Source organism: Streptomyces sp. NRRL S-118, assembly GCF_000716335.1.
In the GTDB taxonomy this organism is placed as follows: domain Bacteria; phylum Actinomycetota; class Actinomycetes; order Streptomycetales; family Streptomycetaceae; genus Streptomyces.
In genome coordinates this window covers 185,150-207,345 of record NZ_KL591011.1, presented here as the reverse complement: position 1 = coordinate 207,345, position 22,196 = coordinate 185,150, and the positions used below count along the sequence as shown (strand labels likewise).

Sequence of the window (22,196 nt, the reverse complement as noted above, 5' to 3'; positions counted from 1 at the left end):
GCATCTCCAGTCGAACGGCCACGTTCGCCCCGTGGGGCGCTTACGGTCTGGGGTGAGGGAGAGTGTCAGAGCAGAATACGACGCTGCCAGCTCCACCGGGTGAGCGTCCAGTGGGAGGACCCACGGCCGGCTGAGCCGAACGAGTGAGCCCGTAGCAGCCTGTACGAATCCGTGTGCCGAGCGTGGTCGGAAGCGGTCTCTCCACGGCGCTGATACCCTGGTAGCCCGTGGACCGGTGGGCGCCGCACAACGAATCGGCGGCCCCCGAACCGCAGCGACGGCACCCCCGGAACTCCCCGGAGTTTTCCGGACCGGACGCCGGTACGCACCTCCAGACCGCGACCACGGGAGCCCCCTCTTGGCCATGCCGCCCAAATCCACGACGACCAAGCACATCTTCGTCACCGGGGGTGTCGCGTCCTCCCTCGGCAAGGGGCTGACCGCCTCCAGCCTGGGTGCGCTCCTCAAGGCGCGGGGTCTGCGGGTCACCATGCAGAAGCTCGACCCGTACCTGAACGTCGACCCGGGCACGATGAACCCGTTCCAGCACGGTGAGGTGTTCGTCACCAACGACGGCGCCGAGACCGACCTGGACATCGGCCACTACGAGCGCTTCCTCGACGTCGACCTCGACGGCTCGGCCAACGTCACCACCGGCCAGGTCTACTCCACGGTCATCGCCAAGGAGCGGCGCGGCGAGTACCTCGGCGACACCGTCCAGGTCATCCCGCACATCACCAACGAGATCAAGCACCGCATCCGCCGCATGGCGGCGGACGACGTCGACGTCGTGATCACGGAGGTCGGCGGCACGGTCGGCGACATCGAGTCGCTGCCGTTCCTGGAGACCGTCCGCCAGGTCCGCCACGAGGTCGGCCGGGACAACGTCTTCGTCGTACACATCTCGCTGCTGCCCTACATCGGCCCCTCCGGCGAGCTGAAGACCAAGCCGACCCAGCACAGCGTCGCGGCACTGCGGAACATCGGCATCCAGCCCGACGCGATCGTGCTGCGCGCCGACCGCGACGTGCCGACCGCGATCAAGCGCAAGATCTCGCTGATGTGCGACGTCGACGAGGCGGCCGTGGTCGCGGCCATCGACGCCAAGTCGATCTACGACATCCCGAAGGTGCTGCACACCGAGGGCCTCGACGCGTACGTCGTGCGCAAGCTGGACCTGCCGTTCCGGGACGTCGACTGGACGACGTGGGACGACCTGCTCGACCGCGTCCACAACCCCGACCACGAGGTCACCGTCGCGCTCGTCGGCAAGTACATCGACCTGCCCGACGCCTACCTGTCGGTGACGGAGGCCATGCGCGCCGGCGGCTTCGCCAACAAGGCCCGCGTCAAGGTCAAGTGGGTCACCTCCGACGACTGCAAGACGCAGGCGGGCGCGGCCAAGCAGCTCGGCGACGTCGACGCGATCGTCATCCCGGGCGGCTTCGGCGAGCGCGGCGTCAACGGCAAGGTCGGCGCCATCCAGTACGCCCGCGAGAACAGGATCCCGCTGCTGGGCCTGTGCCTGGGCCTGCAGTGCATCGTGGTCGAGGCCGCGCGCAACCTCGCCGGCATCGCCGACGCCAACTCCACCGAGTTCGACCCGGCCACCTCGCACCCCGTCATCTCGACGATGGAGGAGCAGCTGGCGTACGTCGAGGGCGCGGGCGACCTGGGCGGCACCATGCGCCTGGGCATGTACCCGGCCAAGCTCGCCGAGGGCTCCATCGTGCGCGAGGTCTACGGCGACCAGCCGTACGTCGAGGAGCGCCACCGCCACCGCTACGAGGTCAACAACGCCTACCGCGCGGAGCTGGAGAAGAAGGCCGGCATCCTCTTCTCCGGCACGTCCCCGGACAACAAGCTCGTCGAGTACGTCGAGTACCCGCGCGAGGTGCACCCCTACCTGGTGGCCACCCAGGCCCATCCGGAGCTGCGCTCCCGCCCCACCCGCCCGCACCCGCTCTTCGCGGGTCTGGTGAAGGCGGCCGTCGAACGGCAGCAGGCCGCGCGCACGACGGACAAGTGATCCGCTAGCGATACGGTTGACCGGGGTACGTGCCTGATCAGGGCGCGTGCCCCGGTTTTCTGCGAGGGAGGACGTCTTTCATGACCATCAAGGACACGCCCGAGGAGTGGCGGGTCACCGCGACCGCCGTGCCGTTCCAGGGCAACAAGACCAGTGTCCGCACCGACGACGTGGTCATGCCGGACGGGACCGTCGTACGCCGCGACTACCAGGTCCACCCCGGCTCGGTCGCGGTCCTCGCCCTCGACGACGACGACCAGGTCCTCGTGCTGCGCCAGTACCGCCACCCGGTGCGGCAGAAGCTGTGGGAGATCCCGGCCGGCCTGCTCGACGTACCCGGCGAGAACCCGCTGAACGCGGCGGTGCGCGAGCTGTACGAGGAGGCGCACGTCAAGGCCGAGCGGTGGCACGTCCTCTCCGACGTCTACACCACGCCCGGCGGCTGCGACGAAGCCGTGCGGATCTTCCTGGCCCGCGGCCTGTCCACGGCGGAGGGCGAGCGCTTCGAGGTCGCCGAGGAGGAGGCGGACATGGAGGTCGCCCGCGTACCGCTCGACGAGCTGGCGCGGGGCGTGCTGGCGGGCGAGCTGCACAACAACTGCCTGGTCGTCGGCGTCCTCTCGGTCCTGGCCGCGCGGGCGGGCGACGGCCTGGACGCCCTCCGCCCCGCCGACGCCCCCTGGCCCGCCCGGCCGTTCTCCTAGGCTCCCGGTTCGCCTCCGGCGAAGCCAGGGGGAGAACCGAGCCCCCGGAAAGCACCCCCGGCCGAAAACCCGACGATCCGGTGATCCGAACGGGGGACCTGTCCGCCGTGCTCGGCAAGGGTGCACCACCCGGCTGAACTACGCTCGGATCACCCGCTCGAAGATCCGGCGGGACAGCACGTGGCGCAGGTGGACGGGAGCGTGACCCGTGGCGGAGCAGGCGGTGGACTTCGACGAAGGCGCTGAGGCGGGGCGCGGCCGGTTCTTCGGCCGTCAGCGCGAGTTGAAGGCCCTGCGTGCCGACATCGAGGACGCCGGGCTCGACACCATCGCCGGGCGCAAGTCGGCGCGTCCCCGGGTCCTGCTGATCGCCGGACGGCCGGGCAGCGGCCGCAGCACCCTCGCCGCCGAGCTGGTGCGCGGACTCGTCGCGGAAGGGCGGTACGAGGACGGGGTGCTGCGGGCCCGGCTGACCGAGCCCGGCGGCGAGCCCGTCCCCACCGAGCGCACCGCGCGGGAGCTGCTCGCCGAGCTCGGGATCCCCGCGCCCGCGGGGGCGGACGGGGACGACCTGGCGCAGCGGCTGCGCGACATCCTCGCGGGCCGCCGCATGGTGCTCCTCCTGGACGACGCCACCGACGCCGGGCAGGTCGAACCGCTGCTGCCCGACCATGCGGACTGCCTCGTGGTGGCCGTCGCCGCCGGGCCGCTCACCGGCATCCCCGACGTACGGCCCTGCACCCTCGGCGGGCTCGACGCCAAGTCGGCGATCGAGCTCCTGGACTCCTTCACCGGCTCGGTGCGCATCACCGTCGACCCCCAGGCCGCCGAGATGCTCACCGAGCTGTGCGGCGGTCAGCCCGCCGCGCTCGTCCTGGCCGGCGGCTGGCTCGCCGCCCGCCCCATGTCGTCCGTGGCCGACCTCGCCAAGCGGCTGCGCGCCCTGCCGGACGACCCCGACCGCCCGGAAGCCGGCCGCCCGCTCGCCCGCGCCTTCCGCCTCGCGTACGAGGCCCTGCCGCCGTCCGCCGCGCGGATGCTGCGGCTGCTCGCCCTCGCGCCGCTGGGCCTCGCCGACGCGCACACCGCCTCGGCGCTGGCCGGCTGCTCGGTCTCCGCCGCCCGCTCCATGCTGGAGGGCTTCGTCGCCTTCGGGCTGGTCCGGGACGGTGAGCGCAGCGGCCAGTACGAGGTGCCCGGCTGCCTCGTACCGCTGCTGCGGGAGTTGCTGGAGAGCGAGGACCGGCCCGCCGAGGTGCAGCTCGCCCGGGCGCGGATGCTGGAGCGGGCCGTACGCCTCCTCCAGTCGTGCCGGGCCGTCACCGAGCCGGAGGGCTCCGCCGCGCGCCGCAGGCTCGCCGGGCTGCCGCGTGCCCTGCGCTTCCCCAGTGTCGGCACCGCCAGTCAGTGGCTGCGCACCCGGCAGCCCGCCCTGCTGGCCTCGGCCCGCCTCGCGGTCGCCGACGGGGAGCTGGACACCCTGGCCCGGCGCCTGATCGCCGCGCTGGTGCGGGCGCTCACCGCGCACCGGGGCGCCGAGGAGGCCGCACCCGAGCTGTACGGGCTGCACCGGCTCGTGCTGGACGTCGCCGAGCGGCGCGGGCTGCACCGGGAGCGTGCCGCCGCCCTGCTGAACCTCGCCGACCTGGACGCCACGACGGGCCGCACCGAGGACGCTCTGCTGCGATATCGGTCGGCATTGGACGCCGGACGCGACGCAAACGACCCGTATGCCATCGGTCGGGCGATGGAATCCGTAGGTGGCGCCTACCAGGAGCTGGGGGACTGGCAGCGCGCCGCCGACTGGTACGGACGGGCGCTCTCGCAGCGGCTGGCGCGCGACGAGCGGCCCGAGCAGGCACGGCTCTACGGCAGGCTCGGCGCGGTGCAGACCTACGCCGGGCGGTACGGCGAGGCGCTGCGCAGCTGGCGGGCAGCCGCGGCCGGGCATCGTCGCCTCGGCGATCTGCCGGGCCACGCGCGGGCCTTGAGCGAGGCGGCCCGGGTGCAGGAGTACGCGGGGCGGCCGCAGGAGGCGCTGCGGACCTGCGAGGAGGCCATCGAGCTGGCGCGGCAGGCCCAGGACATGCGGCTGCTCGCGGCGCTGCAGCTGCGGCTGGCGGACACCCTCGACCGGCTCGGCGATCCGGCCGCGGCCCGGCTGCATCGGGCGGCCGCCGAACGTCTTCTGGGAACCGAGGGATCTACCTACGAAATCCGCAGTGCTTCCGGCAAAGATTAGGCCTTTGCAAGGCTAGACAACGGGAAGTCCTTCAATAGACTGGGTGAGCCGCGATTGACCGCGGTCTATCCCGATGCGTCCGCTGCATCCGGGTATGTATTGCATTGCCCCAGTACCCCCCGAGCCAAGGACCGTGATCGACGTGAAGGTCGGCATCCCCCGCGAGGTCAAGAACAACGAGTTCCGGGTGGCCATCACCCCCGCCGGCGTGCACGAGCTCGTCCGCAACGGCCACCAGGTCTTCATCGAGCAGAACGCCGGTGTCGGCTCCTCGATCACGGACGACGAGTACGTGGCTGCCGGTGCGCAGATCCTGCCCACCGCCGACGAGGTCTGGGCCATCGCCGACCTGCTGCTCAAGGTCAAGGAGCCCATCGCCGAGGAGTACCACCGCCTCCGCAAGGACCAGACGCTCTTCACCTACCTGCACCTCGCCGCCTCGCGCGAGTGCACGGACGCCCTGCTGGAGTCCGGCACCACCGCCATCGCGTACGAGACGGTCGAGACCGCCAACCGCGCGCTGCCGCTGCTCGCCCCGATGTCCGAGGTCGCGGGCCGGCTGGCTCCGCAGGTCGGCGCCTACCACCTGATGCGCGCGGCCGGCGGCCGTGGCGTGCTCCCGGGCGGCGTCCCCGGCGTCATCCCCGCCAAGGCCGTCGTCATCGGCGGTGGCGTCTCCGGCTGGAACGCCACGCAGATCGCCGTGGGCATGGGCTTCGAGGTGACGCTGCTCGACCGCGACATCAACAAGCTGCGCGAGGCCGACAGGATCTTCGGTACGAAGGTCAAGGCCGTCATGTCCAACTCCTTCGAGCTGGAGAAGGCCGTCCTCGACGCCGACCTCGTCATCGGTGCCGTCCTCATCCCGGGCGCCAAGGCGCCGAAGCTGGTCACCAACGAGCTCGTCTCCCGGATGAAGCCCGGAAGTGTCCTTGTCGACATCGCGATCGACCAGGGCGGCTGCTTCGAGGACTCCCGTCCGACCACGCACGCCGAGCCGACCTTCACCGTCCACGAGTCGGTCTTCTACTGCGTCGCCAACATGCCCGGCGCGGTCCCGAACACCTCGACGTACGCGCTGACCAACGCCACGCTGCCGTACATCGTGTCGCTGGCCAACAACGGCTGGGTCGAGGCGCTGCGCCGCGACGCCGCCCTCGCCAAGGGTCTCAACACCCACGACGGCAAGGTCGTCTACAGGGAGGTCGCCGAGGCCCACGGCCTCGACTACGTGGACCCCGCCACCTTCATCGGCTGAGTCGCCGACGAGGCGCCGGCCGGCCGTCAACGGTTGCCGTCAACCTCACACATCCGGCCGGACCTTGCTCGACGAGGTCCGGCCGGACGTATGTCCGGCGTGCACCTGACCCTCGTTCAAGTCGTCTCGAACGTAACCCTTTAACCGTTTCGCACACCCGTGAAACGTGTCGATGGATGCCCGTGCGCCCTTGACAGGGCAGTGTTTCTTTGCCGACACATCGGCCCGCGTCCGGGCGATTGTGTTGCTGCGGAGCGGTGACACGCCATAGAGTCGCCAACCGTCGGCATAGTGCCACGCTGACCTATCGATAAGTTTCCTGGCCACTTCCAAGGAGGTAAGACGACTTGTGAATGAGTCGACATTTACTCCCGGGGGTGGTCAGCCAGGAACGGTCGGCGATGCCGGCTCGGTCGCTGTCCGAACCTTCGCAGCCGGCCAGCAGCACATGACGACAGCCCACACGATGAAGATGATGGACGGCCAACACGTGAACGCCATGGCCGGCAACGAGAGTGGCCGAGAGTCCACCCACTTCGCCGCCTACGACGAGGTGCCCGAGGGGCACTTCTACGATCCCGACGCCGAGTACGAGCCCGATCCGGAGTACGCGGCCACCCTCGCCCCGGACGCTGCCCGCCAGCGCCGCGAGCGCATCGGCCCCACCGGCCGCCCCCTGCCCTACTTCCCGATCCCCGGGCCGCTGACCGACCACGGCCCCGCGAAGATCATCGCGATGTGCAACCAGAAGGGCGGCGTGGGCAAGACCACGTCGACGATCAACCTGGGTGCCGCGCTCGCGGAGTACGGCCGCCGGGTGCTGCTCGTCGACTTCGACCCGCAGGGAGCCCTGTCGGTCGGCCTCGGTGTGAACCCGATGGAGCTCGACCTCACCGTCTACAACCTGCTCATGGAGCGGGGCATGTCGGCGGACGAGGTCCTGCTGAAGACCGCCGTGCCCAACATGGACCTGCTGCCCAGCAATATCGATTTGTCAGCGGCGGAAGTGCAGCTGGTGAGCGAGGTCGCGCGCGAGTCGACGCTGCAGCGCGCGCTGAAGCCGCTGCTCAACGACTACGACTACATCGTGATCGACTGCCAGCCGTCGCTCGGTCTGCTGACCGTCAACGCCCTGACGGCGGCGCACAAGGTGATAGTGCCGCTGGAGTGCGAGTTCTTCGCGCTGCGCGGCGTGGCGCTGCTGACCGAGACCATCGAGAAGGTCCAGGAGAGGCTCAACCCGGACCTGGAGCTCGACGGCATCCTCGCCACGATGTACGACTCGCGGACCGTGCACAGCCGGGAGGTGCTGGCGCGCGTGGTCGAGGCGTTCGACGACCACGTCTACCACACCGTGATCGGCCGGACCGTACGCTTCCCGGAGACCACGGTCGCCGGTGAGCCGATCACCACGTACGCCTCGAACTCGGTCGGCGCGGCCGCCTACCGCCAGCTCGCCAGGGAGGTGCTCGCCCGGTGTCACGCCGAGTGAGTCTGCCCGGTGCCGACGAGCTGTTCCGTACGACCGGGGGCATGGCGCTGCAGGCGTCGACCCCCCGCCGCCAGGCGAGCACCGCGAACGGTGAGCCCCGTGTGCCGGCTCCCGCGGGCGAGAGCGACCCTGCCGCCGCGGCGCCCGCCCCGGCCCCGGAGGAGCACGCGGCCGCCGAGGAGATCGCGGCCGAGCCGCGCGCCCGTGAGGCCGAGGCCCCCGCGAAGGCCGCCCCGGCGCGGCGCCGCGGGCGCTCGGCGAACCGCCGGCCCAGCGGGCGTGAGCGCCACGACGAGAAGATCACGGTGTACGTCTCCGCCGAGGAGCTCATGGACCTGGAGCACGCCCGCCTGGTCCTGCGCGGTGAGCACGGGCTGGCCGTGGACCGCGGGCGGATCGTCCGCGAGGCCGTCGCCGTGGTCCTGGCGGACCTGGAGTCGCGGGGCGACGCGAGCATCCTCGTCCGGCGCCTGCGCGGGCGCTGACGGTAGCCTGCGCGGGGCCGCGCCGCCTGGCGTCCGGCGCGGGGAGACCCCCGCCAGCTCACTCGCCCCGCTCCTGGACCACGATGCCCCCGACCGACGACCCCGCCCGCCGGCGCCGCCCCCTGGGCCGCGGCCCGGGAACCTCGCCCGCCCGCGGGGAGGCTTCCCCCCGCCCGGAACCCCCGGCACCGGCGGACGAACCTCAGGAACCAGGACCGCAGGCGGCGGACGACCCCTCGGCCCCCGAGCCGCAGGTCCCCGAGCCGCAGGTCCCCGAGCCGCAGGTCCCCGGACCGGAGGGCGAGGCCGGACCGAGGGCCCCCGGCGCCCAGCCCGAGCCAGCGCCTGCGCCCGAGCCAGCGCCTGCGCCCGAGCCAGCGCCTGCGCCTGCGCCCGAGCGCGAGCCCGAGGTCGTTGCGCCCGAGCCGGGGACGGCGCCAGCGCCTGACGCCGAGCCCCGGCCCGGCGGGCCGGGCCCCGAGGCGGGGGAGCGTGCGGGCGACGGGCGCTTCACCGTGCGGCTGGCGAACTTCGAGGGGCCCTTCGACCTGCTGCTGCAGCTGATCGCCAAGCACAAGCTCGACGTCACCGAGGTCGCCCTGTCCAAGGTCACCGACGAGTTCATGGCGCACATCCGCGCCATGGGGCCGGACTGGGACCTGGACCAGACCACCGAGTTCCTCGTCGTCGCGGCGACGCTGCTCGACCTCAAGGCCGCCCGCCTGCTTCCGGCGGCCGAGGTGGAGGACGAGGCCGACCTGGCGCTGCTGGAGGCGCGGGACCTGCTCTTCGCGCGGCTGCTCCAGTACCGCGCGTACAAGCAGGTCGCCGACATCTTCAGCGAACGGCTGGAGAGCGAGGGCCGGCGCTACCCGCGTACCGTCGGACTGGAGCCGCACCACGCCGAGCTGCTGCCCGACGTGGTGATCAGTATCGGTGCGGAGGGATTCGCCCGGCTCGCCGTCAAGGCCATGCAGCCGAAGGCCAAGCCGCAGGTGTACGTGGACCACATCCACGCGCCGCTGGTCAGCGTCCGGGAACAGGCCGGGATCGTGGTCGCGCTGCTGCGCGAGCGGGGCGAGGCGAGCTTCCGGGACCTGGCCGGGGACGCGCCGGACACCCTCACCGTCGTCGCGCGGTTCCTCGCGCTGCTGGAGCTGTACCGCGAGAAGGCCGTCGCGCTGGAGCAGGACGACCCGCTCGGGGAGCTCACGGTGCGGTGGACGGGCGCCGGGGACGTCGCCGTGACCGACGAGTTCGACCGCGAGAGCGGCCCGGAGGAGGAGTGATGGAGCTGAAGCCGGCCCTGGAGGCCGTCCTCATGGTCGTCGACGAGCCCGCGACCGAGGAACACCTCGCCAAGGTCCTGGACCGCCCGCGCCGCGAGGTCGCCGACGCGCTGCGCGAACTGGCCGAGGAGTACGACGTGCAGCGGCGCGGCTTCGAGCTGCGGCTGGTCGCGGGCGGCTGGCGTTTCTACACGCGGCCCGAGTACGCGCCGGCGGTGGAGAGCTTCGTGCTCGACGGCCAGCAGGCCCGGCTCACCCAGGCCGCTCTGGAGACCCTCGCGGTCGTCGCGTACCGGCAGCCGGTCAGCCGTTCCCGCGTCTCTGCGGTGCGCGGGGTGAACTGCGACGGGGTCATGCGCACCCTCCTGCAGCGGGGTCTGGTCGAGGAGGCGGGCACGGAACCCGAAACAGGTGCGATCCTGTACAGGACGACGAACTACTTCCTGGAGCGGATGGGCCTGCGCGGCCTGGACGAGCTCCCGGAGCTCGCGCCCTTCCTCCCCGAGGCGGAGGCGATCGAGGCGGAGAGCCAGGAGGGAGTCCCGTCGTTCGATCCGGACGCTCCGGATTCCGAGGACGCAGACGACAAGACGGACATGTGATGCGAAGCAGCAGCGGCAGGAACAGCAGCGGAAACAACGGCGGGAGCCGTGGTGGCAACAGCGGCGGCCGCGGCAGCAGCGGCGGCCGCGGCAATTACCGGGGTGCCGGTAACAGCCGCGACGACCGCCAGAACCCCCAGCGCGGGAGCAACCCCCGCCGCCCCCGCCCCGAGGAGCGCAGCTACGACGTGGGCGCCCCTGGTGAGGGCGCTCCCAAGCGCGGACGCGGCGCGGCGGCCCGCGGTGGCGCCAAGGGCGGCCCCCGGCAGTCCGCCCAGCGGGGCGGCGGCCGTACCACCCCGGCGCGGCCGCGCGAACTGGACGCCCGGATCGAGGAGCGCAACCGGGAGCGGTACGCGAACAAGCCGCAGATCAAGACGCCGAAGACGTTCGGCGAGCAGGAGGGCGAGCGGCTCCAGAAGGTGCTGGCCAGGGCCGGCATGGGCTCGCGCCGCGCCTGCGAGGAGCTGATCGACGCCGGCCGCGTCGAGGTCAACGGCAAGATCGTGGTCGAGCAGGGCACGCGAGTCGACCCGGAGAAGGACGAGATCAAGGTCGACGGCCTGACCGTCGCCACCCAGTCGTACCTCTTCTTCGCGCTGAACAAGCCCGCGGGCGTCGTCTCCACGATGGAGGACCCCGACGGCCGCCAGTGCCTCGGTGACTACGTCACCAACCGCGAGACCCGCCTCTTCCACGTCGGCCGGCTCGACACCGAGACCGAGGGCATCATCCTGCTCACCAACCACGGCGAGCTGGCCCACCGTCTCACCCACCCGAAGTACGGCGTGCAGAAGACCTACCTGGCGGCCATCCAGGGCCCGCTGCCGCGCGAGGTCGGCAAGCGCCTCAAGGAAGGCATCCAGCTGGAGGACGGCTACGCCCGCGCCGACCACTTCCGGGTCGTGGAGCAGACCGGCAAGAACTACCTGGTCGAGGTGACCCTCCACGAGGGCCGCAAGCACATCGTGCGCCGCATGCTCGCCGAGGCGGGCTTCCCGGTCGAGAAGCTGGTGCGCACCGCCTTCGGGCCGATCCAGCTGGGCGACCAGAAGTCCGGCTGGCTGCGGCGGCTGACCAACACCGAGGTCGGCATGCTGATGAAGGAAGTCGGTCTGTAACGGCCGGATCCCGTACGAAGAGCCCGCGTTCCCCTCAGGGAGCGCGGGCTCTTCCCTTGCCCGGACGGCCCGTCAGCCTTTATAGTCATAGTGACTCTTAAGGAGGCGGTGGTGCGACTCCCCATCACCCGTGCCGCACACGGCCGGTGCACCTGGACCCACGGGGGTGGACCAGGCCCCGACGGCCGCGCGGTGGGGGTGATGGGGGCATGAGCACCGGACCCGGCGCCCGGCGCGAACCGCGTCCCGAGGGGTACGACCCGTACGCCTTCGAGCCCTTCGCCGTCACCGTCGACCTCGCCGTCTTCACCCTCCGCGAGGAACGGCTGCACGTCCTGCTCGTACGGCGGGGACAGGAGCCCTACCAGGGCCACTGGGCGCTGCCCGGCGGTTTCGTCCTGCCCCGCGAGTCCGCCGGGCAGGCAGCGCGGCGCGAACTGGCCGAGGAGACCGGTCTGTCCGGCACGAGCGTCGCCGGACTCCACCTGGAGCAGTTGCGCACCTACAGCGACCCCGACCGCGACCCGCGGATGCGGGTCGTCTCCGTCGCGTACACCGCGCTCGTACCGGACCCGCCCGAACCGCGGGGCGGCGGCGACGCGGAGCACGCGCAGTGGCTGCCGTACGGCTCGTACGGGCCTCTCGCCTTCGACCACGACACGATCCTCGCCGACGCGCACGAACGCGTCGGCGCCAAGCTGGAGTACACCTGCCTCGCCACCGCCTTCTGCCCGCCCGAGTTCACCCTCGGCGAGCTGCGCCAGGTGTACGAGACGGTGTGGGGCGTCGAACTCGACCGCCCCAACTTCCGGCGCAAGGTCCTCGCCACGCCCGGCTTCGTCGAGGCCGTGGAGGGGCCGCCGCGCCTCACCGGCGGACGGGGGAAACCGGCCGCCCTCTACCGGGCGGGCCGGGCCACCAGCCTGCACCCGCCGCTGCTGCGACCGGAAGGACGACAGGGATGATCACGGCGAGGACCACCACCAGGCAGGCGGCGACCGGATCGCTCATCGGGCTCGCGCTCGGCGACGCACTGGGCTTCCCGACCGAGTTCAAGGACGTACCGGCGATCCTCGCCACGTTCGGGCCCTGGCGGGAGATGGATCTGCCCAGGCCCGCCGTCGTCACGGACGACACCCAGATGACCCTGGCGCTGGCGCGCGGCATCCGCACCGCCATGGACCGCGGGCCGCTGGCGCCGCAGCGGCTCACCGGGCCGGTGCGCGAGGAGTTCGTCGGCTGGTACCACTCGCCGGAGAACAACCGCGCGCCCGGCCGCACCTGCCTGGTCGCCTGCGAGAAGCTCGACGGCGACCGGCCCTGGCAGGAGGCGAGCCGGATCGGCTCCAAGGGGTGCGGCGCCAACATGCGGGTCGCCCCCCTCGGACTCGTACCGCGGCTGGACGCGGAGCAGCGCGCGGGCGCCGCGCAGCTCCAGGCCGCGCTCACCCACGGGCACCCCACCGCGCTGGCCGCCTCCGACCTGACCGCCCGGGCGGTGTACGCGCTGGCGCGGGGCGGGGACCCGGCCGGCCTGGTCGAGCACCTGCTCGCGTACGCGCACGAGAACCGCTCCCGCTACCACGCCAAGTGGCTCGGCGACCTGTGGACCTACTCCCAGGACCCCACGCCGCAGCACTTCATCGAGCGCGGCTGGGACGAGTGCATCGGCGCGCTCACCACCCTGCGGTCCGCGCTGCGCACGGCCGGCCCGGAGACCGACCCGTGCCTGGCCACGGGCGCGGGCTGGATCGCCGAGGAGGCGCTCGCCACCGGCCTGCTGTGCTTCCTGCTCTTCCCCGGGGAGCCGCTCACCGCCCTGCGCCGGGCCGCCTGCACGAGCGGCGACTCCGACTCGATCGCCTGCCTGACCGGCGCATTCGCGGGGGCCCACCTGGGCGCCGAGGCGTGGCCCAAGGAGTGGGCGGAGCGGATCGAGTACCGGAGTGAGCTGCTGACGCTGGGGGCGCTCTGGGATGCTTGACCGGTGACCGATCTCGTGGACCCCACCGCCGCGCCGGGCGTGCCCGGCCTCCTCGACGTGCCGGGACTGCCCGCCCTCTCCGGCCTCCGGACCGTCGTCGCCGAGCAGCCCGGCCGGGTGCTGTTCGCGACCGTCTCCGGCGCCCATCTGTACGGCTTCCCCTCCCGCGACTCGGACGTGGACCTGCGGGGCGTCCACGTCCTGCCGCTCCCGGACCTGATCGGGCTGCGCGAACCGGAGGAGACCCGGTCGAGCACGGAGGACCGGGACGGCGTCGAGATGGACCTCGTCACCCACGACGTCCGCAAGTTCGTACGGCTGATGCTGCGGCGCAACGGCTACGTACTGGAGCAGCTGCTGTCGCCGCTGGTGGTCGCCACCACGGACGCGCACGCTGAGCTGGTCTCCCACGCGCCGGGCGTGCTGACCACCCACCACGCCCACCACTACCGGGGGTTCGCGGGCACGCAGTGGCGGCTGTACGAGCGCAGCGGCGAGCTGAAGCCCCTGCTGTACACCTTCCGGGCGCTGCTCACCGGGATCCACCTCATGCGCGCCGGCGAGGTGCAGGCGCACCTGCCGACGCTGCTCGCCGCGGTGGACGCGCCCGCCTACCTCCCCGAGCTGATCGAGGCGAAGGCGGCGGCGGAACACGGCCCGGCCGGGGGAGCCGTCGACACCGCGCGGGTACGCGCCGACGTCGAGGCGCTCCACACGGCACTCGACGAGGCGCAGGCGGGTTCGTCGCTGCCGGACGCGCCCGTCGCGTACGACGCCCTCCACGACTTCGTCGTCCGCGTCCGGGGCGTCGAGGTGTGACGCACTGACCCGCCCGGGCCCCGGGCCGTCCCGGGCCCGGGCGCGGGTCGGACGGCGGCGCGGGTCGGACGGCGGCGGCGGGTCAGAGGGCGGCGCGGGCCGCGGAGGCGCGGCGCGTGCGGAAGAGGAAGTCCTCGACGGCCCGGCGGTCCGGCCCGGCGGGCAGTGGCGAGACCGCGTCCGCCGCGTCCGCCTCCGTGGCGAGGCGGTCCATCCACGCCTCGACGCGCGGCCACGGCACCTCACCGCGCTTGACCGCCAGCAGCCGCTCGCGCTCCTCCCCGACGTCGACGACCAGCTCACCGGTACGGAGCAGGTCGCGGCAGCTCACCAGCAGCCGGACGAGGTGCATGGCGTGCTTCCAGCGCGGCGCTCCGTGCCGGCGGACGTCCGCGTCCAGCTTCTTGCGCTGGGCGGCCGCGTACCGGACGAAGGTCCCGTGGGCCTGCCGGGAGAGGAACGCGCCCCGCAGGGCGAGCAGCTCGCGGCCGGTGTCGTCGGCGTGCTCGACGAGCGGGGAGTGCAGGCACTCCAGGACGCTCGGGTTCGCCCGCAGGGCGAGCTCGCAGAAGCGCTCCAGCTCCCAGCTGAACTGCTCCTCCGCCGGGCCCTCTATGTGCGTGGGCGGTTTGTCGAAGTGCCACTGGAGCGGAGTGGGCGCGAGGAACACACCGCGGCGGTCAGTGTCGCTGTCGTCCGTGGCCAGACCGAACGCGCGGGACCCCATGACGCAGGAGTAGACGGTGTGGTCGCGCACCAGTTCTTCGGGGGTCAGGGGAGTCATGGCCCCCGATCATGCCAGGGAGATCGTGTCCCCCGAGACGGTGATGTCCTCGGCGGGGAGCGGCCGGGTGGCGGGTCCGCGGACGACCGAGCCGTCCGTGATGCGGAACCGGCTGCCGTGACAGGCGCAGTTGATGGTGCCGTCCTCCACCGCGGCCACGACGCAGCGCTGGTGGGTGCAGATGGCCGAGAAGGCCCTGAACTCACCGGCCTGCGGCTGCGTGACGACGACCTGCTGATCCTTGAAGACGGTGCCGCCCCCGGACGGGATGTCCGCCGTGGAGGCCAGCCGCTGCCCGACGGTGTGCGCCGGTGCGGAGCCGGTGGGCGACTGCGCCGGGGCGGTGGGGGCGGGGGTGGCGGCGTCATCGCCGTCGCCGTCGCCGCAGCCGGTGACCAGCGGGGCGGCAGCGGCGGCAGCGGCGGCAGCCAGGACGGTACGGCGGGGGGCGGGGGCTGCGCTCATGCCGGCATCCTGGCGCTCGGACCCCTCCGGGTGAAGCAGCCGCGCGGGAGCGCCGTCCGCGCTCACTCCCGGGGGAGCAGTCCCACGGCGCGGCCGTCCGCGTCCCGGCGCACCCGGAGGACCCCGACGACGGCGGAGCGGTCGACCGGCCCGTACAGGTGCGGATACGGCCCTTCCCAGCGGACCTCGACGCCGCCCAGCCGCTCCTCGTCGATGCGGAGCACCAGCAGCGGCTCGGAGACGTCCCGGTAGTGGGCGTCGGCGACGGCGAGCGCGGTCGCCTCGTCGGGCGAGCAGTGCACGAAGCCCTCCGTCGCGAGTGACGCCGGCGCATAGGGCGCCTCCGGCCCGGCGGACCACCGGGAGAGAGGAACGAGGTGAAAGAGCATGCGGACCTTTCTAGCGGACCGGGCCTGACTAGGCTGAACATCGGCAGCACACCAGGCCGACGAGGGAGCGGGACGTGGCGGTACGAGCGGTCCGAGGGGCCGTCCAGCTGGAGCGGGACGACGCCGGGCACATGCGGGACCAGGTCGGCGAGCTGCTCACGGCCGTACTGGAGCGCAACGGCCTGACCCCCGACGACCTGATCAGCGTCTGGTTCACCGCCACGCCCGACCTGCGCAGCGAATTCCCCGCCGTGGCGGCCCGCGCCCTCGGCATCGTCGACGTGCCGCTCATCTGCGCGCAGGAGCTGGACATCGAGGGCGCCATGCCGCGCGTCGTCCGCGTCCTCGCGCACGTCGAGACCGATCTGCCCAAATCCGCCGTCGCGCACGTCTACCTCGGTGCCGCGGCCGCCCTGCGCAAGGACATCGCCCAGTGAGAACCGCTCTCGTCATCGGAACCGGACTGATCGGCACCTCGGCCGCCCTCGCGCTGACCGGGCGCGGCGTCACCGTCCACCTGCTGGACCACGACCCGGCCCGGGCACGCACCGCCGCGGCGCGCGGCGCCGGCACGGACGAGGCCCCCGCGGGCCCCGTCGACCTCGCGATCGTCGCCGTACCGCCCGCGCACGTCGCGGCCACGCTGGCCGACGCGATGCGCTGCGGACTGGCCCGCGGCTACCTGGACGTGGCCAGCGTCAAGGGCGGACCCAAGCGGGAGCTGGAGGCGCTGGGCCTGGACCTCTCCGGATACATCGGCACCCACCCGATGTCCGGCAAGGAGCAGTCGGGGCCGATGGCCGCGACGGCCGACCTCTTCGAAGGACGGCCCTGGGTCCTGACGCCCACCCGGGACACCGACACCGAGGTGCTGAACCTGGCGCTGGAGCTGGTCGCGCTGTGCCGGGCGGTGCCGGTCGTCATGGACGCGGACGCCCACGACCGGGCGGTCGCCCTCGTCTCGCACACCCCGCAGCTGGTCTCCTCCATGGTCGCCGCGCGCCTCGCGGACGCCGACGAGACGGCCGTACGGCTCTGCGGGCAGGGCATCCGGGACGTGACGCGGATCGCGGCGTCCGACCCGCGCATGTGGGTCGAGATCCTCGCGGCGAACCCCGGCCCGGTCGCCGACGTGCTGGCCGGCGTCGCCGCCGACCTGGAGGAGACGGTCCAGGCGCTGCGGTCGCTGCAGTCCTCCGACGACGACGAGCGGCGCGACGGTGCGACCGGTGTCGAGGGCGTGCTGCGCCGCGGCAACGCGGGCCGCGCCCGGGTGCCCGGCAAGCACGGCGGCGGCCCCGTGGCCTACGAGACGGTGGCGGTCCTGCTCAGCGACCAGCCCGGCGAGCTGGCCCGCATCTTCGCCGACGCGGGCCGGGCCGGTGTGAACATCGAGGACGTCCGCATCGAGCACGCCACCGGCCAGCAGGCCGGTCTGATCCAGCTGCTGGTGGAGCCCGCGGCGGCGACGGCCCTCGCGTCGGCCCTGCGCGAGCGGGGCTGGGCCCTGCGCCCGTGAGCCGCGCCCCCGCACGCCGGGGGCTCCGGGCCGCGCCCCCGGTGATACCGGGGGTGTAGCCCGAACGGGTGCAAGGGGTGGGGGCAGCAGTCGGTAACCTTGTGCAGGGCCCCTTGCCATCCGGCCGGCCCCTCTCCCACGTACCAGGAAGGTGTCCGACACAGTGGAATCCGTGATCGTCGCCATCGACGGGCCCTCCGGCACGGGCAAGTCGAGCACCTCCAAGGCGGTCGCCGCCAAGCTGGGGCTCAGCTACCTGGACACCGGCGCCCAGTACCGGGCGATCACCTGGTGGATGCTCAGCAACGGTGTGGACGTCGACGACGCCGATGCCGTCGCGTCGGCCGCCGGCAAGCCCGTCATCGTCTCCGGGACCGACCCGTCGCACCCGACGATCACCGTCGACGGCGTGGACGCCTCCGGGCCCATCCGCACCCAGGAGGTCACCTCCAAGGTCAGCGCCGTCAGCGCGGTGCCCGAGGTGCGCGCCCTGATCACCGACCTCCAGCGGTCCATCGCCGCCGGGGCCGAGCACGGCATCGTCGTCGAGGGCCGGGACATCGGTACGACGGTCCTCCCGGACGCCGACCTCAAGATCTTCCTCACCGCGTCCCCCGAGGCCCGTGCCGCCCGCCGCTCCGGCGAGCTGAAGGGCGCCGACGTCCACGCCACCCGCGAGGCCCTGATCAAGCGCGACGCGGCCGACTCCAGCCGCAAGACGTCGCCGCTCGCCAAGGCGGACGACGCCGTCGAGGTCGACACCACCGACCTCACGCTCCAGCAGGTCATCGAGTGCGTCGTCACCCTGGTCGAGGAGAAGCGAGCCGCCCCGTGACCCCTCCCTCGGAGAAGGGCGCCGCGATCGGGCGGGGGATCGGCATCGGCCTGATGTACGGGCTGTGGAAGCCGCGCGTCCTCGGCGCCTGGCGCGTACCGTCCTCCGGGCCGGTGATCCTCGCCGTCAACCACGCGCACAACCTCGACGGCCCCATGCTCATGGGCACCGCGCCCCGGCCCGTGCACTTCCTGATCAAGAAGGAGGCCTTCGTCGGCCCCCTCGGCCCCTTCCTGGAGGGCATCGGGCAGCTGAAGGTGGACCGCACGGCGCCCGACCGCACCGCCATCACCGGCGCCCTGGACGTGCTGGCCTCCGGTGGTGTGCTCGGCATCTTCCCCGAGGGCACCCGCGGCCAGGGCGACTTCGCCTCGCTGCGCAGCGGCCTCGCGTACTTCGCCGTGCGCAGCGGCGCTCCCATCGTGCCGGTCGCCGTGCTGGGAAGCACCGAACGCCGCGGACGGTTGATAAGGGCGCTGCCCCCGCTGCGCAGCGGCGTGGACGTCGTCTTCGGCGACGCCTTCCAGGCGCAGGAGGGGGACGATTCCGGCCGCCGCACCCGCAAGGCCCTGGACGACGCCACCGTGCGCATCCAGGAGCGGCTCACCGCCCACCTGGAAAACGCCAAGCGCCTCACCGGGCGCTGAGCGAGACTTGAGTAGCGGATCACTCGATCCGCCGATGATGAACGAGGAACGGACTTCATGAACGACCAGCACGACCACGGGGCACTCGGCGACACCGAGTACGCGGAGTTCATGGAGCTCGCCGCCGAAGAGGGCTTCGACATCGAGGACGTCGAAGGCGCGATCGAGGAGGCCGGGCACGGCCCGCTCCCCGTCCTCGCCGTCGTCGGCCGGCCGAACGTCGGCAAGTCGACCCTGGTGAACCGCATCATCGGCCGCCGCGAGGCCGTCGTCGAGGACAAGCCCGGCGTCACCCGGGACCGCGTCACCTACGAGGCCGAGTGGGCCGGCCGCCGCTTCAAGGTCGTCGACACCGGCGGCTGGGAGCAGGACGTCCTCGGCATCGACGCCTCCGTCGCCGCCCAGGCGGAGTACGCGATCGAGGCCGCGGACGCCGTCGTCTTCGTCGTGGACGCCACGGTCGGCGCCACCGACACCGACGAGGCCGTCGTCAAGCTGCTGCGCCGGGCCGGCAAGCCCGTCGTCCTGGCCGCCAACAAGGTCGACGGCCCCTCCGGCGAGGCCGACGCCGCCATGCTCTGGTCGCTGGGCCTGGGCGAGCCGTTCCCGGTCTCCGCACTGCACGGCCGCGGCACCGGCGACCTGCTGGACGAGGTCCTCAAGGCCCTCCCCGAGGCACCCGAGCAGACCTTCGGCGCCGCCGTCGGCGGCCCGCGCCGCATCGCGCTGATCGGCCGCCCGAACGTCGGCAAGTCGTCCCTGCTCAACAAGCTCGCGGGCGAGGAGCGGGTCGTCGTCAACGAGCTGGCCGGCACCACCCGCGACCCGGTCGACGAGCTGATCGAGCTCGGCGGCACCACGTGGAAGTTCGTGGACACCGCCGGCATCCGCAAGAAGGTCCACCTCCAGGAGGGCGCGGACTACTACGCCTCCCTGCGCACCGCGGCCGCCGTCGAGAAGGCCGAGGTGGCCGTCGTCCTCATCGACACCACCGAGTCGATCTCCGTCCAGGACCAGCGGATCATCACCATGGCCGTGGAGGCAGGCCGCGCGCTGGTCATCGCGTACAACAAGTGGGACGAGCTCGACGAGGAGCGCCGGTACTACCTGGAGCGCGAGATCGAGACCGAGATGCAGCAGGTCGCCTGGGCGCCGCGCGTCAACGTCTCCGCCCGCACCGGCCGTCACATGGACCGGCTCGTCCCGGCCATCGAGACCGCCCTGGAGGGCTGGGAGACCCGCGTCCCGACGGGCAGGCTGAACGCCTTCCTCGGCGAGCTGGTCGCCGCCCACCCGCACCCGATCCGCGGCGGCAAGCAGCCCCGCATCCTCTTCGGTACGCAGGCGGGCACCAAGCCGCCCCGGTTCGTGCTCTTCGCCTCGGGCTTCCTGGAGCACGGCTACCGGCGGTTCGTGGAGCGGCGCCTGCGCGAGGAGTTCGGCTTCGAGGGCACCCCGATCCACATCTCGGTCCGCGTGCGCGAGAAGCGCGGCCGGAAGAAGTAGCGCAGGAGCACGACGGCGGCGGGGCCGGGCGAGATGATCTCTCGCCCGGCCCCGCCGCCGTTCGCCGCCGCCGTTCCCGGTGCGGCGCTCCGTGTCCGCCCCTCACAGTCCCCGGCGGGCCGGTGGCAGGGCCGCCGGGACGTGGTGGTGCTGCCGCTGCCACGATCCCGTGTGGACCGGAGCCGCACCCGGGCCCTGGGCCGGGTAGGCACTCGCCGGCCGGTGCCCCCCGACCGCCGCGAAGGACTTGAAGCCCAGGTCCTCCTCGCCGCTGCGGTCGCCCGGCAGCGTCCGGAACGACCGCAGGTACTCGGAGTACAGCGCGTCGTAGATCGGCGTGGCCGAGACGCCTGACAGGCCGTCCTGCGCAGGGCGCATCGCGGGGATCTGATGGTACGGCTGGCGGGAGGTCTCGTATGCGTGCACGTAGGTGCCAACGACCTTGCCGCCCGTCGGATGCGGCTTCGGCCTCACGTGCCGGCCAGCGGCAGCGCGGCGGCCACCAGACGCCCGTCGGCCGACGCCTTCTCCAGCGCGTCGCGCAGCAGGTCCTCGCGCGGCTGCTGGCCGATGGAGCCGACCGGCGCGGCGAAGACCAGCACGGTGTGCGACTTGTTGGCCGCGGCCCGCCAGCCCTCCGTCACCTGCAGCGGCTGGTGCGCCTGCCACCAGGCGACGGGGGAGCCGCCGCCGGTGCCGGGCTGGAGGATGGCGTGCAGCTGGCCCATGGCGAGCAGCACCGACCAGCCGGGCAGCGGGCTCGGCTTGCGGTTGACGTCATTGACCGGCAGGAAGCCCTGCTCGATCAGCAGCGGCAGGAACTCGTCGCCGGGGCCGGTGGAGCCGGGACGGGCGATGGGGGCCGTCGGTTCGACGACCAGCGCCGGGTGCAGTTCGTTCCCGACCAGTACGAGACCGCTCGTGACACCCAGGACCGCCTGTTCGCCGGTCGCGGCGACGGGCGTCGCGGCGTGGCCGCCCTGGGCGGGCGGGTGCTCCTCGCCGGTGATGGACCGGACCGCGCCCTGGAGCTGTTCCTCGGCGACCCTGACCACCTGGGAGGGGATGCAGGTGGCGTGGGCGAACGCCAGGACGGCGGTCTCCTCGCCGACGAACAGCACGGTGCTGGTGCGTTCCTGCTCGGAGTCGCCCGGGGTGCGGCAGGAGGTGCAGTCGTAACTGCCCGGTGCGTTGTCGCCGGCGAGCAGCCGGTCGGCCTCTTCGTCGCCGATCTCGGCGCGTACGTCCTCGCTGACGTCGAGCATGCGCGGCACGGGTGACTCCTCGGACTCGTGTGCGTATCGATGCCGGGCGGTTCCCGGCTCTTCCTATGAAGAGCTCAACGGGTGACGGGTGGCCGGGGTCACGCGCCGGCCGCCGCGCGTCCGACCGGGTGGGGGTTCGCACCCGCCCCGCGCGGCGGCCCGGCCCGGGACGGGTCGGTGCTTAGCGTGTGCGGGTGCTGAAGAACCGTTTCTGGCCGGTGGTCCTGGTGTCGTCGGTGCTGCTCCTGCAGGGCGCCGGCGCCGGTGTGGCCGCGGCCGGTCACCACCCGCCGCCCCCCGCACCCGGACCGGGCCCCTCGTACACTCCGACCGATTGCGCCGGCGACCAGTGGCCGTGGGGCTGCGTCGCCCACTGCGAGAGCAGCGGCCGCTGGCACCTGAACACCGGCAACGGCTTCTACGGCGGGCTGCAGTTCCGGCAGTCCACCTGGGAGGCGTACGGCGGGCTGAAGTATGCCGCGCGCGCCGACCTGGCGACCCGTCAGCAGCAGATCGCGGTCGCCGAGGAGGTGCTGCGGTGGCAGGGCTGGGGCGCCTGGCCCGCCTGCTCCCAGCGGTACGGGCTGTCCGGCCGCGCCCACGTGGTGCAACCCGGCGACACGCTGACGGCCGTCGCCGGCCGGTTCGGGGTGAAGGGCGGCTGGAAGGCGCTGCACCAGGCCAACCAGGCCGTCATCGGCGCGGACCCGAACCTGATCCGCCCCGGGATGATGCTCACGCTCCCCGTGTGAGTCCGTCCG

The 22,196-nt window shown here is 72.8% G+C and carries 23 protein-coding genes; 18 read left to right on the top strand and 5 right to left on the bottom strand.

Annotation, left to right across the window (positions count from 1 at the left end):
- The first annotated feature begins 364 nt into the window (after window positions 1-364).
- The 12 genes from IH00_RS0120625 to IH00_RS0120570 all read left to right on the top strand — a co-directional run bounded on the left by IH00_RS0120625 (window position 365) and on the right by IH00_RS0120570 (window position 14,025).
- Window positions 365-2,029 carry a CTP synthase gene (locus IH00_RS0120625; RefSeq protein ID WP_031075693.1) on the top strand — a complete coding sequence of 555 codons (1,665 nt, stop codon included), beginning with the start codon at window positions 365-367 and terminating at the stop codon, window positions 2,027-2,029.
- Between the two features lie 80 nt (window positions 2,030-2,109).
- Window positions 2,110-2,733 carry an NUDIX domain-containing protein gene (locus IH00_RS0120620; protein WP_031075692.1) on the top strand — a complete coding sequence of 208 codons (624 nt, stop codon included), beginning with the start codon at window positions 2,110-2,112 and terminating at the stop codon, window positions 2,731-2,733.
- Between the two features lie 208 nt (window positions 2,734-2,941).
- Entirely contained in the window at window positions 2,942-4,975 is a 2,034-nt protein-coding gene (locus tag IH00_RS0120615; protein WP_031075691.1) for a tetratricopeptide repeat protein, read from the top strand.
- A gap of 142 nt (window positions 4,976-5,117) precedes the next feature.
- Window positions 5,118-6,233, top strand: coding sequence for an alanine dehydrogenase (gene ald / locus IH00_RS0120610; protein ID WP_031075689.1), 1,116 nt, complete (start codon window positions 5,118-5,120; stop codon window positions 6,231-6,233).
- 466 nt (window positions 6,234-6,699) lie between these two features.
- Window positions 6,700-7,725: a ParA family protein gene (locus IH00_RS0120605; RefSeq protein WP_031075687.1), complete on the top strand. Its 1,026-nt coding sequence runs from the start codon at window positions 6,700-6,702 to the stop codon at window positions 7,723-7,725.
- Window positions 7,722-8,210, top strand: coding sequence for a hypothetical protein (locus IH00_RS0120600; RefSeq protein ID WP_031075685.1), 489 nt, complete (start codon window positions 7,722-7,724; stop codon window positions 8,208-8,210). Before IH00_RS0120605 ends, IH00_RS0120600 begins: the two co-directional genes overlap by 4 nt.
- An 83-nt stretch (window positions 8,211-8,293) precedes the next feature.
- Window positions 8,294-9,499, top strand: coding sequence for a segregation and condensation protein A (locus IH00_RS40385; RefSeq protein WP_078887863.1), 1,206 nt, complete (start codon window positions 8,294-8,296; stop codon window positions 9,497-9,499).
- Window positions 9,499-10,101: an SMC-Scp complex subunit ScpB gene (scpB, locus tag IH00_RS0120590; RefSeq protein WP_031075681.1), complete on the top strand. Its 603-nt coding sequence runs from the start codon at window positions 9,499-9,501 to the stop codon at window positions 10,099-10,101. The genes IH00_RS40385 and scpB overlap by 1 nt, the downstream gene beginning before the upstream one ends.
- Window positions 10,101-11,222, top strand: coding sequence for a pseudouridine synthase (locus tag IH00_RS0120585; protein ID WP_031075678.1), 1,122 nt, complete (start codon window positions 10,101-10,103; stop codon window positions 11,220-11,222). Before scpB ends, IH00_RS0120585 begins: the two co-directional genes overlap by 1 nt.
- A 209-nt stretch (window positions 11,223-11,431) precedes the next feature.
- On the top strand, window positions 11,432-12,187 hold the full coding sequence (locus IH00_RS0120580; RefSeq protein WP_031075676.1) for an NUDIX hydrolase: 756 nt from the start codon (window positions 11,432-11,434) through the stop codon (window positions 12,185-12,187).
- Window positions 12,184-13,206 (top strand): ADP-ribosylglycohydrolase family protein, encoded by a 1,023-nt coding sequence (locus IH00_RS0120575; RefSeq protein ID WP_031075674.1) that lies wholly within the window; start codon window positions 12,184-12,186, stop codon window positions 13,204-13,206. The genes IH00_RS0120580 and IH00_RS0120575 overlap by 4 nt, the downstream gene beginning before the upstream one ends.
- Before the next feature lie 66 nt (window positions 13,207-13,272).
- The gene (locus IH00_RS0120570; RefSeq protein WP_031075671.1) at window positions 13,273-14,025 is read left to right on the top strand and encodes a nucleotidyltransferase domain-containing protein; all 753 of its coding nucleotides are present in this window, start codon (window positions 13,273-13,275) and stop codon (window positions 14,023-14,025) included.
- Between the two features lie 82 nt (window positions 14,026-14,107).
- On the opposite strand, the gene IH00_RS0120565 is transcribed toward IH00_RS0120570, so the two are convergent.
- The 3 genes from IH00_RS0120565 to IH00_RS0120555 all read right to left on the bottom strand — a co-directional run bounded on the left by IH00_RS0120565 (window position 14,108) and on the right by IH00_RS0120555 (window position 15,663).
- Window positions 14,108-14,809 carry a nucleotidyltransferase domain-containing protein gene (locus IH00_RS0120565; RefSeq protein WP_031075670.1) on the bottom strand — a complete coding sequence of 234 codons (702 nt, stop codon included), beginning with the start codon at window positions 14,807-14,809 and terminating at the stop codon, window positions 14,108-14,110.
- 9 nt (window positions 14,810-14,818) lie between these two features.
- Window positions 14,819-15,274: a Rieske (2Fe-2S) protein gene (locus IH00_RS0120560; RefSeq protein ID WP_031075665.1), complete on the bottom strand. Its 456-nt coding sequence runs from the start codon at window positions 15,272-15,274 to the stop codon at window positions 14,819-14,821.
- A 62-nt stretch (window positions 15,275-15,336) separates the two neighbouring features.
- Window positions 15,337-15,663 (bottom strand): DUF952 domain-containing protein, encoded by a 327-nt coding sequence (locus tag IH00_RS0120555; RefSeq protein WP_031075663.1) that lies wholly within the window; start codon window positions 15,661-15,663, stop codon window positions 15,337-15,339.
- 74 nt (window positions 15,664-15,737) lie between these two features.
- Here IH00_RS0120555 and aroH point away from each other — a divergent pair, with 74 nt between their 5' ends.
- The 5 genes from aroH to der all read left to right on the top strand — a co-directional run bounded on the left by aroH (window position 15,738) and on the right by der (window position 20,170).
- On the top strand, window positions 15,738-16,100 hold the full coding sequence (gene aroH, locus IH00_RS0120550; RefSeq protein WP_031075661.1) for a chorismate mutase: 363 nt from the start codon (window positions 15,738-15,740) through the stop codon (window positions 16,098-16,100).
- Window positions 16,097-17,182: a prephenate dehydrogenase gene (locus tag IH00_RS0120545; protein ID WP_031075660.1), complete on the top strand. Its 1,086-nt coding sequence runs from the start codon at window positions 16,097-16,099 to the stop codon at window positions 17,180-17,182. Before aroH ends, IH00_RS0120545 begins: the two co-directional genes overlap by 4 nt.
- 172 nt (window positions 17,183-17,354) lie before the next feature.
- Complete coding sequence (gene cmk, locus IH00_RS0120540; protein ID WP_031075659.1) at window positions 17,355-18,017, top strand: (d)CMP kinase; 663 nt, start codon at window positions 17,355-17,357, stop codon at window positions 18,015-18,017.
- Window positions 17,975-18,664 carry a lysophospholipid acyltransferase family protein gene (locus IH00_RS0120535; protein WP_234334904.1) on the top strand — a complete coding sequence of 230 codons (690 nt, stop codon included), beginning with the start codon at window positions 17,975-17,977 and terminating at the stop codon, window positions 18,662-18,664. Before cmk ends, IH00_RS0120535 begins: the two co-directional genes overlap by 43 nt.
- Window positions 18,665-18,721: 57 nt before the next feature.
- Window positions 18,722-20,170: a ribosome biogenesis GTPase Der gene (der, locus tag IH00_RS0120530; protein ID WP_031075655.1), complete on the top strand. Its 1,449-nt coding sequence runs from the start codon at window positions 18,722-18,724 to the stop codon at window positions 20,168-20,170.
- Window positions 20,171-20,272: 102 nt separating this feature from the next.
- Here the strand turns inward: der and IH00_RS0120525 are convergent, their stop codons facing one another.
- Window positions 20,273-20,548 (bottom strand): hypothetical protein, encoded by a 276-nt coding sequence (locus IH00_RS0120525; RefSeq protein ID WP_420710893.1) that lies wholly within the window; start codon window positions 20,546-20,548, stop codon window positions 20,273-20,275.
- 92 nt (window positions 20,549-20,640) lie between these two features.
- On the bottom strand, window positions 20,641-21,444 hold the full coding sequence (locus IH00_RS0120520; protein WP_031075651.1) for a hypothetical protein: 804 nt from the start codon (window positions 21,442-21,444) through the stop codon (window positions 20,641-20,643).
- Between the two features lie 185 nt (window positions 21,445-21,629).
- Between IH00_RS0120520 and IH00_RS0120515 the strand changes: the two genes are divergently transcribed.
- Window positions 21,630-22,187, top strand: a complete 558-nt coding sequence (locus tag IH00_RS0120515; protein ID WP_031075649.1) for a transglycosylase family protein — start codon at window positions 21,630-21,632, stop codon at window positions 22,185-22,187.
- Window positions 22,188-22,196 lie beyond the last annotated feature (9 nt).